The following is a 13,958-nucleotide window of genomic DNA, read 5'->3' as shown; positions in this document are numbered from 1 at the left end:
TCCCCGGCGGCGGTCCCCGGTCGGCACCGGTCGACCGGGCCACCACTCGATGAGGAGTGACATGAAGCAGTCCGTGAAGATCGGCATCGTGGCGGCGCTCGCCGCGATGCTCGCAGCACCGATGGTGCCGGCCGCAGCGTCGGCGGCACCGTCCCCGACCGGCCTCTCCCACGGGGTCGGCGCGTACCACGGCGTCGGCCACGGGAAGCAGCCGCACGACGTCCCCACGAAGGACGGCCCGACGAGCATCGCCTACGTCGAGGTCAACAACGACCAGCTCGCGAACGTCGGCCGCTACCGGCTCGCGAACGGCGCGAACGCCTTCGACGTGGCGATCATCTTCGCCGCGAACATCAACCGCGACGCGGACGGCAACGCGGTGCTGTACGCCAACGAGAACGTGCAGCGCACCCTCGACGACGCCGCCACGCAGATCCGGCCGCTGCAGGCGAAGGGCATCAAGGTGTCGCTGTCGATCCTCGGCAACCACCAGGGCACCGGCATCGCGAACTTCCCGACGCAGGCCGCCGCCGAGGACTTCGCGGCCCAGGTCTCCGCGACCGTCGCGGAGTACGGCCTCGACGGGGTCGACCTCGACGACGAGTACTCCGACTACGGCACGGACGGCACCCCGCAGCCGAACCAGCAGTCGATCGGCTGGCTCGTCAGCGCCCTGCGCGCCGACATGCCCGACAAGCTCGTCTCGTTCTACGACATCGGCCCGGCGTCCGACGCCCTGTCGTCGTCGAGCAGCGCGATCGGCTCCCAGCTCGACTACGCCTGGAACCCCTACTACGGCACGTACTCGGCGCCGTCGATCCCGGGGCTCGGCAAGGACCGGCTCTCGGCGGCGGCGGTCGACATCCAGAACACCCCGCAGTCGACGGCGGTGTCGCTCGCGCAGCGCTCGAAGGCCGACGGGTACGGCGTCTTCATGACGTACAACCTGCCGGACGGCGACGTCAGCGGGTACGTGTCCGGGCTGACGAACGTGCTGTACGGGCAGAGCACGACCCACGAGTGAGGACGACCGACCGATGAGTGCTGAACGCCGTGGCGGCCAGACCGGCCCCGTGACCGCGGTCGCGGCCCGGAACGGGGTCGGGTTCGTCTCGCAGCGGGCGACCCCGATCGAGCAGACCGACCCGACGGGGACCGTGCAGGTCCTCGACGGGCACCGAGGTCACGACGTCGGGCCGACCGACGTCCTGACCTGGGTCTGGTTCCCGGAGCGGTCGCTGCCCGACGGGCGGACCGAGCCGACGACCACGGACCTCGACCGGTTCTGGGCCGCCACGGCGTTCGCACTCGACGTCGTCTTCACCGACGGCACCCGACTCAGCGCGGGCGGCGCCCGCGACCAGTACGGCGACCTCGTCACCCCCGAGGCGCAGGACGACGCCCGCAAGCAGTGGGTCGACCAGTGGAACCGGCGGACCGTCGACCTGTCGGCGCACGTCGGCCGGACGGTGGACCGTCTGGAGGCCCGGCTCGGCCGGGCGGACCGGCCCGCGCCCGACGGTGACCCCGGCACCGCCGTCCGCGGTTGGCTCGACGACGTCCGGATCGGACCCGCCGGGCGCGCGACCGGCCACCTGCCGGAGGGTGCCCGACCGCTCGACCACGTCCGCACCACGCGTGGCACCCACTCGTCCGGCGCGTTCTCGCGCGGCAACACCGCGCCCCTCGTCGGGCTCCCGCACGGAGGTGTCTTCGGCCTGCCGATGACCGACGCTGCCGACAGCCGGTGGCCGTACGCCTACCAGGAGCACAACCGGCGGAGCGACAACCGGCCCACGATCCAGGCGTTCGCGACGAGTCACCTGCCCTCGCCGTGGATGGCCGACCGCGGGGTGTTCCAGGTCATGCCCTCCCCGCTCGCCGACCCCGACCTCGACCGGACCGCCCGCGCGCTCGGCTTCGACCACGTCGACGAGGCCGACGGCCCGCACCGCTACCGGGTCACCCTCGACGCAGGCGTCACCGCCGAGATGACCGCCGGGGAGTTCGCCCTCGCGTGGCGGTTCACCGGCGTCCGCAGCATCGTCCTCGACCACCACGGCGTCCTCCGCTCGTGCACGGTCCGCATCGAGGACGGCACCGCGGTCGTCGACGCCCTGCTCGACGACCGGGCCGAGACGCCGCCGCACCACGTGCACGTGCGGATCGGGAACGCCCTCGCCGACCGGACGACGTTCGTCGACGGCGAGCTCCGCGGACGGGTCGAGGTCGCCGGTGACACCGACGTGCTCCTCGGCATCTCCACCGTGTCCGCCGAGGACGCGGTCGCGAACCTCGACGCCGCCGGTGACTTCGACGCGATGTACCAGCACGCCGAGGAACGCTGGACCGCCGAACTCGACACACTGCAGGTCGAGGGCGCCACCCCGGACCAGCTCGTCTCGCTGTACTCCGGCCTGTACCGGGCGTTCCTCCACCCGACCCGGGCGGGGGAGACCGCGCTGACCGGGAGCCCGCGACACCGTTCCCCGTACGGCGGCGTGCTGACCGTGCCGATCCGCGACGAGCCCGGGCCCGAGGTCGTCGACGGCCCGCTCACCACCACGAACGGGTTCTGGGACACCTACCGGACCGCCTGGCCGCTGCTCGCGCTGCTCACGCCCGACACCGCCGCCGACCTCGCCGAGGGGGTCGTCGGCCACTTCACCGACGGCGGGTGGACTCCGCGGTGGAGTGCGCCCGGGGCCGAGGACGTGATGACCGGCACGACGAGCGACACCGTCCTCGCCGACCTCGTGGCGAAGGGTGTCGACGGCTTCGACGTCGAGCAGGCGTACCGGTCCGCGGTGCGGAACGCGACCGTCCCGTCACCGGACCGACGCGTCGGGCGGAAGGGGAGCCTCCCGGGCGACCTCCGCGGGTACGTCGACACGGCGACCGACGAGGGGATGTCGTGGACCCTCGACGCCGCGATCAACGACTGGGGCGTCGCCGTCCTGGCCGACGCGATGGCCACGCGAGCCGCGGCCACCGGTGACGCGGACGGCGAGCGACGGTACCGGGCCGAGCACGAGTGGTTCGCACGCCGCTCGCTCCGCTACCGGAACGTCTTCGACCGGGAGCGCGGGTTCTTCATCGGCCGCACGCCGGACGGCGCCTGGCGGTCCGGGGACGACTTCGACCCGGACGTGTGGGGGAGCGACTACACCGAGACCAACGCCTGGGGCACGATGTTCACCGCGCCGCACGACGGCGCCGGGATCGTCGACCTGCACGGTGGACCGGCCGGCTTCGACGACGCCTTCCAGCGGTTCCTGCAGCGGCCCGAGACCGGCGCCACCGACCGGTCCGGGTCCTACGGGTTCGCCATCCACGAGATGACCGAGGCGCGCGACGTCCGCACGGGGATGCTCGGCCTGTCGAACCAGCCGGCGCACCACATCCCGTTCTTCCCGATGTTCACCGGACGGCACGACGACGCCCACCGCATCGTCCGCGAGTGCCTCGACCGGCTCTTCGTCGGCTCCGACCTCGGACAGGGGTACCCGGGCGACGAGGACAACGGCGAGATGAGCGCCTGGTACGTCCTCGCCACGATCGGCCTGTACCCGCTGGCGCCGGCGACCGGCACCTACGTGCTCGTCCCGCCGTCGGTCCGGCGGACGGTCCTGCGACGGCCGGGAGGCGCGTCCACCGTCATCGAGACCGCCGGACACGGACGGTTCATCGCGTCCGTCACGGTCGACGGTGACATGTGGGGGTCGATCAGCATCCCGCACACGGTGGTCGCCGCCGCGGAGCGGATCGTCGTCACCCTGTCGGAGGCCCCGACGGGGTGGGCTGCGGACACCCGACCGGTCTCGGCGTCCGAGCTGCACGGCTTCCGGGACACCCCCGACGACGTCCTGCCCGTGGGGGCGTCGCCCCTGACCGACGACACCGGACTGACCCCGGTGGCGCTCGCCGCGGGGGAGTCGGTGACGGTGCCGGTCACCGCGGCAGGGACGTCCCTGTACACCGTGACCGCGGCAGCGCCGGTGACGGCCTCGTGGCGTGCGGTGCTCCGGAGTGCGGACGGCACGGTGGTGCACGCCGTCGAGGAGCGGGACGCGGCGTTCACCTGGGCCGGGCAGACCCGGGTCTTCCGGTTCGCGGGCGGGGTGACCGGCGGGACGTTGGCGTTCGAGGCTGCCACACCCGTGGTGCTGACGCAGCTGCAGCTGATCGCGGCCGACAGCACGGTCACGGACGGGACCGACGTGCACTGACCCGGCGCACCCGGTGCTGGTCGGTCCGCCACGAGGGGGACCGGCTTGTACCCCGTTCGTGGGCTGTCGCGCTCCGGGGACACGGGGTGGAATGGACGGTGCAGGACACCCCTGCGTGCTTCACCCGGAGGAGCCGCATGACCGTCACGCTCTCCCGCCCGCACCCGGCGCCGACCGGTGCGGTGCCGGCACCCGCACCGCTGCGGCCCCTGCCGTCCGTCGCCGTCCGGTGGCTGCTCCGCGCCGCCTTCGCGCTGCCCTACGTGGCCCTCGCGCTCGTGGCGTCGCGCATCACGACGACGCCGCTCATCGGGCTGACCGGCAACCAGGTGACGCTCGACCGGGCGACGGCCGCGCTCGACGGCGGCGTGGTGCCGGCCATCGGGCAGCTCTGGCCGCTGCTCTCCGGGGTGCTCCTGCGCTTCATGCCCTTCGGCGTGCAGGGTGCCGCGGTGCTCGGCGGGATCGTCGCCGGCGTGCTGCTCCAGCTCCTCGCGCAGGACATGCTGCGCCGCGGCCTGCGCATGCGCGAGGTCGTCGCGTTCACGATCGCGCTCGGCGCCAACCCGCTGTACGCCTTCCTCGCGCTCGACGACCTGCAGGCGTTCCTCGGCATCACCCTCTTCGCCCTGGCCGTCGTCGACATGGTGCGGTTCTTCGCGTGGGGGGACACGCAGGCGGGGTTCCGCGCGGGCCTCGCGCTGATGCTGTCCACGCTGGTCGACCCGATGGGCTTCGTCTACGTCGGGATCGCGGCGCTCGCCGCCCCGTTGCTCGACCTGGCACGGCACGACCAGCGGGGCATCCGGCGGGCGAACGTGCTCGTCCTGGTGTTCCCGAGCCTCGCCGTCGCGCTCTCGACGGCCGTCCTCGACCTCATGGTGCTCCACGACCCGTTCGCGGCGCTGCGCGGGACGATCAGCGTGTCCGAGGAGCGACTCGACGGCCTGCGCCACCTCTTCGCCTCGGCGGACGGCCTGCTCCTGGTGACGATGCTCGTCGCCGGGGCCACCCTGGCCCTGCTCGTCCGCCGGCCCGGCGCGATCGCCCTCGTCGCGGCGCTCTTCGTCGGGACCGTGGGCGGGTACGCGATCGGGCTCGTGCCGGTCGCGACGGCCGGCAACGTCTTCGTCACGATGCTCAGCGTCGCGATCGCGATCCTGCCGCCGGTCGCCGGCCGGGTCACCAGCACCCTGGTCGTCGTCCTCGCCGTCCTGCAGGTCCCGCTCGCGTGGGCCGCGGCCTCCGAACGCCAGGTCGTCGTCGAGTGGATGCACGCCGTCGTGGCGGTGGTGCTCCGGTGACCGCCGTCGGAGCGCGGCCGCCGGTGGACGCCGAGCCGACCGTCGTGGTCGGTGGGACCGGTCGGCACCGCGGCGAGGACGTCGACTGGCGACCGCGGCACCGGTGCTCCGTGCAGCGGCACGTCGAGGAGGGCTGGGTCGCGTCCGCCCGCATCCGCGAGGGCGTCCTCGTCCTGACCAGCGGTCGGTCGGACCCGGACGTCCTCCGGGCGGCGCTCACCGAGGAGTTCGGCGAACCCGTCGTCCTCCGCAGCGCGTCCGAGGCGGACGTCCGGCAGCGCATCGCGTACGAGCTCGAGGAGGAGGTCGCCGACCTCGCCGCCCACGGTCTCGCCCGGACGAACCCGGCCCTGTCCGCACGGACCGTCCTCTCACGAGGACAACGGGTCGGCGGTGCGGTCGCCCTGCTCCTGTTCGCGGTGTGCCTCGTCCTCGCACCGGGCAGCACGGTCGCGGTCGCGACGGCGGTGCTCTCCCTGGGGTTCCTGGCCGGGATCCTCTTCAAGTTCTGGGTGTCGATGGTCGGGGCCCGCTTCGACCTGGTCGAGCAGGTCTCGGCCGAGGACGTCGCCGCCCTGGACGACGACGCCCTGCCGACCTACACCGTGCTCGTGCCCGTGTTCCGCGAGGCGAACATCGTGCACGACCTCGTCCGGAACCTCGAGGTGCTCGACTGGCCGAAGGACCGGCTCGAGGTCCTGGTGCTCGTCGAGGCCGAGGACCACGAGACCCGCGAGGCCGTCATCGACGCAGCCCCGCCGGACTGGATGCGCATCGTCATCGTCCCGCCGGGGTCACCCCAGACGAAGCCGCGCGCCTGCAACGTCGGCCTCGCCATCGCGCAGGGGGAGTACGTCGTCATCTACGACGCCGAGGACCGTCCCGACCCCGACCAGCTCAAGAAGGTGTTCCTGACCTTCGACCGCGCCGGGGACGACACCGTGTGCGTGCAGGCGGCGCTGAGCTACTTCAACGCCGACGAGAACGCGCTCACGCGCATGTTCACGCTCGAGTACTCGTACTGGTTCGACTACATGCTCGCCGGCCTCGACGCGCGACAGCTGCCGATCCCGCTGGGCGGGACGTCGAACCACTTCCGCGCCGAGCTGCTCCGTGAGCTCGGCGGGTGGGACCCCTACAACGTGACCGAGGACGCCGACCTCGGCATCCGCGCGTCCGCCGTCGGGTACCGCGTCGCCGTCGTCAACTCCACGACGATGGAGGAGGCGAACACCTCGATCCCGAACTTCGTCCGGCAGCGCTCCCGGTGGATCAAGGGCTACATGCAGACCGCCCTCGTGCACGCGCGCAGGCCCCGGGCGCTCGTCCGCGAGATCGGCCCGCGTCGCGCGGCCGCGTTCGCCCTGCTCATCGCGGGGACCCCGCTGACGTTCCTCGGGATGCTGCCCGGCGTCCTCGTGACGATCGCGACGCTCGTGCTGCCGGCCGACTGGACCGCGCCGCTGTTCCCGGCGCCGGTGCTGTGGCTCTGCGTGCTCGACTTCCTGCTCGGCAACGCCACGATGATCTACCTGACGATGATGGGGCCGTACAAGCGCGGGCGGTTCGACCTGATGGGCTGGGCGCTCCTCAACCCGCTGTACTGGATCCTGCACTCGGTCGCCGCGTACAAGGGCCTGTGGCAGCTGATCACCCGGCCGCACTACTGGGAGAAGACCGAGCACGGCCTGACGAAGACGACCGCCTGATCGCGACGACGGGCACGACGGTGTGGAGGGGATGACGGGAACCGAGTTTCGGCGCAGCGCCGGTCGGAAGCCGTGAAGAGGACGTGGAGGGGATGACGGGAATCGAACCCGCGTGGCCAGTTTGGAAGACTGGGGCTCTACCATTGAGCTACATCCCCGCACTGCGGCACCAGTCCGCAGCGCCACCATCGTAGCGGACGAACGGCCCCCGACATGCCATCGAACGTGCTGCCGCAGCCGGACGGCCCCGACACGCGCCGGATCAAGCGCTCCCGGGTGCTCTCGTTCGCGCTGCTCGCCGTCGCCGCCGTGGTGTTCTCGCTCCGTCCCGAGGTCTTCGGCGACCCGCAGGCCCAGCCCTGGCACGCCCTGCTGCACGTCTGGCGCATCGTCCTCGGCGTCGCGCTCATGGTCGCCGCGCTCGGGGTGCAGGTCGCCGTCGGGGTGCGGTGGCGACGGGGCCTGCGGCGCAGCGCCGAGCAGGAACCGTCCACACGCGGCACGCCGCCCGGGAACCAGGCAGCGGGGGACCGCTAGACTCGTCGCGGTCGTGCGTGCCCTCGGGCGTGCGCGGTCACCTGGCCCAGTCACGGGGCGTAGCTCAGCTTGGTAGAGCGCCCGCTTTGGGAGCGGGAGGTCGCAGGTTCGAATCCTGTCGCCCCGACCAGGTCCACTCGAACGTCAACCAACAGGAGTACATCCCTTGGCCACCAGCACCGTCGACAAGGTGAGCGACACCCGCGTCAAGCTCACCGTGAACGTGACGCCGGACGATCTCAAGCCGAGCATCGACCACGCCTACAAGCACATCGCCGAGCAGATCAACATCCCCGGCTTCCGCAAGGGCAAGGTCCCGCCGGCGATCGTCGACCAGCGCGTCGGCCGCGGCGAGGTCCTGAACCACGCCGTCGGTGACGCCATCGACACCTTCTACCGCCAGGCGGTGGAGGAGCAGGAGCTGCGCATCCTCGGCCGTGCCGAGGCCGACGTCGCCGAGCTCCCGAACGTCGCGGACTTCTCGGGCGACCTCGTCCTCACCTTCGAGGTCGACGTCCGTCCCGAGTTCGACCTCCCCGCGTACGACCAGTACGAGCTCACGGTCGACGCCGTCGAGGTCTCCGACGACGAGATCGAGGAGGAGCTGCAGAACCTGCGCACCCGCTTCGGCACGCTCGTGACGGTCGACCGCCCGGCCGAGACCGGCGACTTCGCCCAGATCGACCTGACCGCCACCATCGGTGACGACGAGGTCGACTCGGCCACCGGCGTCTCCTACGAGATCGGCTCGGGCGACCTGCTCGAGGGCATCGACGAGGCGCTCGAGTCGCTCACCGCCGGTGAGTCGACCACCTTCGAGTCCACGCTGGTCGGTGGCGACCGCGAGGGCGAGACCGCGCAGATCGCCGTCACCGTCACCGCCGTCAAGGAGCGCGAGCTCCCCGAGGCCGACGACGAGTTCGCCCAGATCGCCAGCCAGTTCGACACCATCGACGAGCTCAAGGCGGACCTGAAGGAGCAGATCGCGAAGTCCAAGACCTTCGGTCAGGGCGCCGCGGCTCGCGACAAGCTCGTCGAGAAGCTCATCGAGGACGTGGACATCCCGATCTCGGAGCAGCTCATCGAGGACGAGGTGCACCGTCACCTCGAGCAGGAGAACCGTCTCGAGGACGAGGAGCACCGCAAGGAGGTCTCCGAGTCCAGCGAGAAGGCCTTCCGCTCGCAGCTGCTCCTCGACGCCATCGCCGAGAAGGAGGAGATCCAGGTCTCCCAGGAGGAACTCACGCAGTACCTCATCCAGGCGGCGTCGCAGTACGGCATGGAGCCGGCCGAGTTCATCAAGGTGATCGACCAGAACGGGCAGATCCCCGGCATGGTCGGCGAGGTCGCCCGCTCGAAGGCGGTCGCGACCGTCCTGTCGAAGGTCACCGTCAAGGACACGAACGGCGACGCCGTCGACCTGTCCGCCTTCACCGCCGGTGTGGCGCAGGAGTCGGCTGACGACGAGTCGGCCGACGCCGACGAGGTCACCGAGGCCGACGCGAAGTAACGCGACGCGCTGACGGACGGGAGGCACGGTGCCAGCTGGCACCGTGCCTCCCGTCCGTCGTCCCGGCACCATCCGACCGCCCAGAGCGAACAGACGCGAAGTGGTGCGTTGCACCCGATAAGTTCGACATCAAGCGACAACTGAACGGGAGCTTTTCCATGGCCGAAGCGACACTGAACCCCAGTGTTTTTGACCGCCTTCTGAGAGACCGGATCGTGTGGCTCGGCTCTGAGGTCCGCGACGACAACTCGAACGAGATCGCAGCGAAGCTGCTGATGCTCGCCGCCGAGGACCCCGAGAAGGACATCTACCTCTACATCAACTCGCCCGGTGGCTCGATCACCGCGGGCATGGCGATCTACGACACGATGCAGTTCGTGCCGAACGACATCGTCACCGTGGGCATCGGCCTCGCCGCCTCGATGGGGCAGTTCCTGCTCTCGTCGGGCACCCCGGGCAAGCGCTACATCACCCCGAACGCCCGCGTGCTCCTGCACCAGCCGTCCGGTGGCTTCGGCGGCACCGCTGCCGACATCCAGACGCAGGCGAAGGTCATCCTCGACATGAAGCAGCGGATGGCGGAGCTCACGGCGGAGCAGACCGGCAAGACGATCGAGCAGGTCCTCAAGGACAACGACCGTGACAACTGGTTCACGGCGCAGGAGGCCCTGGAGTACGGCTTCGTCGACCACCTCCGTGCCTCGTCGGTCGAGGTCGTCGGCGGCGGCGGCACCGTGAGCGACGGCGAGACGCCGACCGCGGCAGCCGAGCCCGAGTCCAACTGACCACCACCGAAGAGAAGGAAACGAGAATGCACCTCCCCATGCTCGGTGGCGCGCAGAACGTCCCGGCTCCGTCCGATCGCTACATCCTCCCCAGCTTCGAGGAGCGCACGGCCTACGGCTTCAAGCGGCAGGACCCGTACGCGAAGCTCTTCGAGGACCGCATCGTGTTCCTCGGCGTCCAGGTGGACGACGCGTCCGCCGACGACGTCATGGCCCAGCTGCTCGTGCTCGAGTCGATGGACCCGGACCGCGACATCGTGATGTACATCAACTCGCCCGGTGGCTCGTTCACCGCGATGACGGCGATCTACGACACGATGCAGTACATCCGTCCGCAGATCCAGACGGTCTGCCTCGGCCAGGCCGCTTCGGCCGCGTCGGTGCTCCTCGCCGCGGGGACCCCCGGCAAGCGTCTCGCGCTGCCGAACGCCCGCGTGCTCATCCACCAGCCCGCCGTCCAGCAGGGTGGCGGTCAGGCGTCCGACATCGAGATCCAGGCGGCGGAGATCCTCCGCATGCGCACCTGGCTCGAGGAGACGCTGTCGAAGCACTCGAACCGGACCCCGGAGCAGGTCAACAACGACATCGAACGCGACAAGATCATGTCCGCCGAAGAGGCACTCGAGTACGGCCTGATCGACCAGGTCCTCACGAGCCGCAAGAACCTGCCGGCGCTCGTCAAGTAGCGCTGCACGCACGAAGGCTCCGCACCGATCGGTGCGGGGCCTTCGTCGTGTCCGGTGCGGCGTCGGGGATGCGGATCCGGCCTGGAGGCGCGGTGCCGGTCCGGTGGGAGGGTGTCAGTCCTCGTCGTGGTCGTCGGCCGCCGGGGCGGCGGGACGGCGACGGAGCAGCAGCAGGACCGCGACGACGACGCCGGCGAGGACGATCCCACCGGCGCCGATGAACAGGGCGTCGGTCGCGCTCGAGTCGCCGGTGTCACCGGATGCGGCGTCGGGTGCGCTGGACGCTGCGGCCCCCGAGCCGCCCCCGCTGCCGTCGGCGCAGGTCGCCGGCGTCGCGGTGCCGCGGTCGGGGGAGAAGCCGGCCGGGGCCTTCCAGGTGAAGTCGTACCGGTCGGAGACCGTGTGGCCGTCGGCCGAGACGATCTGCCACTCGACCTCGTACTTCCCGGAGTCGCCGAGGGCGGCCTTCGTGGTCATCGAGGGGCCGTCCACGGAGACGCAGCCGTCCTCGTGGTAGCGACCGTCCGGGCCGATGACCCGGAAGGCGAAGCCCGAGTCCGACCCGCCGATCGCCAGGAGCCGGTCGTTCGTCGTGATGTCGAAGCGGTCGGGGAGCTCGGTGAGCGTCCCGCCCACCTTCGGCGTCGACGACACCAGGTAGTTGTGCGCGCTGGCGGGGGCGGCGAGCCCGAGGACCGCGCCGCCCGCGACGGCGAGGGTCGCGGCGGTCGCGGCCACGGGCCTCCAGACCGGACGCCGGTCACCCGGGGACCGACGGGCGCGCGTCGGCCGTGCGGTCCGGGTCACTTCGAGGCGTCCCGGCGGCGCGTGGCGGCGACGGCGACGACCAGTCCGACGGCCCCGACCACCAGGCCGCCGAGGCCGAGGAAGCGACCGACCAGGTCGGGCTGCGCCGCGGTGGTCGTGGTGTCGCTCGCGGTGGCCGTCGTCGCGTCATCGTCACCGCTCGCCGCGCTGGCGGCGGTCAGGACGATCGACGGCGCGGGGTGCTCCGGCTCGGACTCGCCGCTCTTCTGCACCTGGTCCCAGTCGGTCGACCCCTGCTCGCAGGTCTGCACGACCGGGAAGGCCACGCGGTCGCCCGGCTTGCCGTCGGGCAGCGCGAAGGACAGCGAGAAGGTGTCGCGCTCGTCGGCGGGCAGCGGGGTCTTCGCGGTGTAGGTGACGCTCGTGACGCGCTCGGCGCCGGCCTCGGACTCCTCGTCGCTCGCAGCGCTGCTCGACGGGGCGGTGTAGGGCTCGGTCGCCTTCGTGATCGTCCAGTTCGGGTTGACGGTCGGCGTGACCTCGATGACGGACTCGGGCACCTGGAAGACGAGCTTCGTGGTGGGGGAGCCGTCGCAGCCGTGCGGCACCGAGAACGTCGCGGTCGTGTACGAGTTCGCCGCCGTCGAGGTCGCATCCGCCTCGACGTGTGCGCTCGCGGCGGCCGCGGTGCCGAGGACGATCGCGGCGGTGACGCCGAGGGTTCCGGTGCCGAGGAGGGCGAGGCGCTTCGTCATGGGGTCCTTCCGGTTTTCTACAACTTGTAGAGGAACGTGCCAACGGTACCAGGTGTGCACGCCCTGGGCGAACGCGTGGGGACAGGCCGGACGGCGTCGCCGTGGGTGTCACCGGATGCGGTTAGAGTCGATCACATCGGGCGGGTCACCAGCCTGCATCGCTGAACTGCACCGGTCATCCAAGGAGGGCACCGACATGGCACGCATCGGGGAGAGCGCTGACCTGCTCAAGTGCTCCTTCTGCGGCAAGAGCCAGAAGCAGGTCCAGCAGCTCATCGCCGGGCCGGGGGTGTACATCTGCGACGAGTGCGTCGAGCTGTGCAACGAGATCATCGAGGAGCGCCTCGCCGAAGCGGGTGAGGACACCACGAGCGGCGACTTCGAGCTGCCGAAGCCCCGCGAGATCTTCGACTTCCTGCAGGAGTACGTGATCGGCCAGGACCCGGCGAAGCGTGCGCTGGCCGTGGCTGTCTACAACCACTACAAGCGCATCCGTGCACAGGGGCAGATCACCGCTGCCGAGGACCGCGACGACGTCGAGATCGCGAAGTCGAACATCCTGCTCATCGGGCCCACCGGCTGCGGCAAGACCTACCTCGCGCAGACCCTGGCGAAGCGGCTCAACGTGCCGTTCGCCGTCGCCGACGCCACCGCCCTGACCGAGGCCGGGTACGTGGGCGAGGACGTCGAGAACATCCTGCTCAAGCTCATCCAGGCCGCGGACTACGACGTCAAGCGGGCCGAGACGGGCATCATCTACATCGACGAGGTCGACAAGATCGCGCGCAAGGCGGAGAACCCGTCGATCACGCGCGACGTCTCCGGCGAGGGCGTGCAGCAGGCGCTGCTCAAGATCCTCGAGGGCACGACCGCGTCGGTCCCGCCGCAGGGCGGTCGGAAGCACCCGCACCAGGAGTTCATCCAGATCGACACGACGAACGTGCTGTTCATCGTGGCGGGGGCGTTCGCGGGACTCGAGGACATCGTGTCGTCGCGCGTCGGCAAGCGCGGGATCGGGTTCGGCGCTCCGCTGCACAGCCCGCTCGACCAGCAGGACCTGTTCGCCGACGTCCTGCCCGAGGACCTGCACAAGTTCGGGCTCATCCCCGAGTTCATCGGTCGTCTGCCCGTCGTCACGACGGTGTCGCAGCTCGACCAGGCGGCGCTCATGCAGATCCTGACCGAGCCGAAGAACGCGCTCGTGAAGCAGTACCAGCGGATGTTCGCGATCGACGGTGTCGAGCTCGACTTCGACCGCGGGGCGCTCGAGGCCATCGCGGACCTCGCGGTGCTGCGCCAGACCGGTGCCCGCGGCCTCCGGGCCATCCTCGAAGAGGTCCTCGGCCCGGTCATGTTCGACGTGCCGTCGGACGACGACGTCGCGCGCGTCGTGATCACCCGCGAGTCCGTGCTCGAGAACGCCGCGCCGACGATCGTGCCGCGTCCCCGCGCGAAGCGCGTGGAGAAGTCCGCGTAGCGTCCGACGCCCGCAGGCCGACGGCCCGGTCCCCGCGTGGGGCCGGGCCGTCGCCGTGTGCGGGAGGGGGTGCGGGTGCGGGTGCGTTCGTGGGAGCGTTCGTGGGAGCGGTGCGCAGGCGGACCGGGGTGATCCGCGGTGTGACGTGCCGCTGCACAACCGGAAGCACGTCGCGCCGCGGACTTCCGCGGCGCGACG

11 protein-coding genes and 2 tRNA genes are annotated in these 13,958 nt (G+C 71.1%); 10 read left to right on the top strand and 3 right to left on the bottom strand.

The window, feature by feature from the left end; genetic code table 11:
• Nucleotides 1-61 precede the first annotated feature (61 nt).
• The 4 genes from PIJ49_RS04410 to PIJ49_RS04395 all read left to right on the top strand — a co-directional run bounded on the left by PIJ49_RS04410 (nt 62) and on the right by PIJ49_RS04395 (nt 7,242).
• Nucleotides 62-1,024, top strand: a complete 963-nt coding sequence (locus PIJ49_RS04410) for an endo-beta-N-acetylglucosaminidase H (RefSeq protein WP_066653112.1) — start codon at nt 62-64, stop codon at nt 1,022-1,024.
• 13 nt (nt 1,025-1,037) lie between these two features.
• A complete protein-coding gene (locus tag PIJ49_RS04405) occupies nt 1,038-4,229 on the top strand; it encodes a GH92 family glycosyl hydrolase (RefSeq protein WP_271825941.1) in 3,192 nt (1,063 codons plus the stop codon).
• 137 nt (nt 4,230-4,366) lie between these two features.
• A complete protein-coding gene (locus PIJ49_RS04400; protein ID WP_271825940.1) occupies nt 4,367-5,533 on the top strand; it encodes a hypothetical protein in 1,167 nt (388 codons plus the stop codon).
• Nucleotides 5,530-7,242 carry a glycosyltransferase gene (locus tag PIJ49_RS04395; protein WP_251159818.1) on the top strand — a complete coding sequence of 571 codons (1,713 nt, stop codon included), beginning with the start codon at nt 5,530-5,532 and terminating at the stop codon, nt 7,240-7,242. The genes PIJ49_RS04400 and PIJ49_RS04395 overlap by 4 nt, the downstream gene beginning before the upstream one ends.
• A gap of 84 nt (nt 7,243-7,326) precedes the next feature.
• Here the strand turns inward: PIJ49_RS04395 and PIJ49_RS04390 are convergent.
• Nucleotides 7,327-7,400: transfer RNA gene (locus tag PIJ49_RS04390), tRNA-Gly, on the bottom strand.
• Nucleotides 7,401-7,455: 55 nt separating this feature from the next.
• Between PIJ49_RS04390 and PIJ49_RS04385 the strand changes: the two genes are divergently transcribed.
• The 5 genes from PIJ49_RS04385 (at nt 7,456) to PIJ49_RS04365 (ending at nt 10,760) form a co-directional block, all read left to right on the top strand.
• A complete protein-coding gene (locus PIJ49_RS04385; RefSeq protein WP_271825939.1) occupies nt 7,456-7,779 on the top strand; it encodes a hypothetical protein in 324 nt (107 codons plus the stop codon).
• A 53-nt stretch (nt 7,780-7,832) separates the two neighbouring features.
• Nucleotides 7,833-7,909: transfer RNA gene (locus PIJ49_RS04380), tRNA-Pro, on the top strand.
• A gap of 36 nt (nt 7,910-7,945) precedes the next feature.
• The gene (gene tig / locus PIJ49_RS04375) at nt 7,946-9,289 is read left to right on the top strand and encodes a trigger factor (protein ID WP_066653120.1); all 1,344 of its coding nucleotides are present in this window, start codon (nt 7,946-7,948) and stop codon (nt 9,287-9,289) included.
• A 158-nt stretch (nt 9,290-9,447) separates the two neighbouring features.
• Nucleotides 9,448-10,074 carry an ATP-dependent Clp protease proteolytic subunit gene (locus PIJ49_RS04370; protein WP_066653123.1) on the top strand — a complete coding sequence of 209 codons (627 nt, stop codon included), beginning with the start codon at nt 9,448-9,450 and terminating at the stop codon, nt 10,072-10,074.
• A 26-nt stretch (nt 10,075-10,100) separates the two neighbouring features.
• A complete protein-coding gene (locus PIJ49_RS04365; RefSeq protein ID WP_066653125.1) occupies nt 10,101-10,760 on the top strand; it encodes an ATP-dependent Clp protease proteolytic subunit in 660 nt (219 codons plus the stop codon).
• 114 nt (nt 10,761-10,874) lie between these two features.
• On the opposite strand, the gene PIJ49_RS04360 is transcribed toward PIJ49_RS04365, so the two are convergent.
• Together PIJ49_RS04360 and PIJ49_RS04355 are read right to left on the bottom strand one after the other, a co-directional pair.
• On the bottom strand, nt 10,875-11,498 hold the full coding sequence (locus PIJ49_RS04360) for a copper resistance CopC family protein (RefSeq protein ID WP_066653127.1): 624 nt from the start codon (nt 11,496-11,498) through the stop codon (nt 10,875-10,877).
• A gap of 65 nt (nt 11,499-11,563) precedes the next feature.
• Nucleotides 11,564-12,283 carry a YcnI family copper-binding membrane protein gene (locus PIJ49_RS04355; RefSeq protein WP_271825938.1) on the bottom strand — a complete coding sequence of 240 codons (720 nt, stop codon included), beginning with the start codon at nt 12,281-12,283 and terminating at the stop codon, nt 11,564-11,566.
• A gap of 196 nt (nt 12,284-12,479) precedes the next feature.
• Between PIJ49_RS04355 and clpX the strand changes: the two genes are divergently transcribed.
• A complete protein-coding gene (gene clpX, locus PIJ49_RS04350) occupies nt 12,480-13,760 on the top strand; it encodes an ATP-dependent Clp protease ATP-binding subunit ClpX (RefSeq protein WP_066653131.1) in 1,281 nt (426 codons plus the stop codon).
• Nucleotides 13,761-13,958: the final 198 nt, after the last annotated feature.

This window comes from Curtobacterium uvaldense (assembly GCF_028307415.1).
In the GTDB taxonomy this organism is placed as follows: domain Bacteria; phylum Actinomycetota; class Actinomycetes; order Actinomycetales; family Microbacteriaceae; genus Curtobacterium.
This window is presented reverse-complemented; position numbering and strand designations above follow the sequence as displayed.

What these genes read in the sequence shown, in the direction of transcription:
- PIJ49_RS04365 (WP_066653125.1), top strand. Translation starts at nt 10,101, where the DNA reads ATGCACCTCCCCATGCTCGGTGGCGCGCAGAACGTCCCGGCTCCGTCC.
- PIJ49_RS04370 (WP_066653123.1), top strand. Translation starts at nt 9,448, where the DNA reads ATGGCCGAAGCGACACTGAACCCCAGTGTTTTTGACCGCCTTCTGAGA.
- clpX (WP_066653131.1), top strand. Translation starts at nt 12,480, where the DNA reads ATGGCACGCATCGGGGAGAGCGCTGACCTGCTCAAGTGCTCCTTCTGC.
- PIJ49_RS04400 (WP_271825940.1), top strand. Translation starts at nt 4,367, where the DNA reads ATGACCGTCACGCTCTCCCGCCCGCACCCGGCGCCGACCGGTGCGGTG.
- PIJ49_RS04385 (WP_271825939.1), top strand. Translation starts at nt 7,456, where the DNA reads ATGCCATCGAACGTGCTGCCGCAGCCGGACGGCCCCGACACGCGCCGG.
- PIJ49_RS04405 (WP_271825941.1), top strand. Translation starts at nt 1,038, where the DNA reads ATGAGTGCTGAACGCCGTGGCGGCCAGACCGGCCCCGTGACCGCGGTC.
- PIJ49_RS04355 (WP_271825938.1), bottom strand. Translation starts at nt 12,283, where the DNA reads ATGACGAAGCGCCTCGCCCTCCTCGGCACCGGAACCCTCGGCGTCACC.
- PIJ49_RS04410 (WP_066653112.1), top strand. Translation starts at nt 62, where the DNA reads ATGAAGCAGTCCGTGAAGATCGGCATCGTGGCGGCGCTCGCCGCGATG.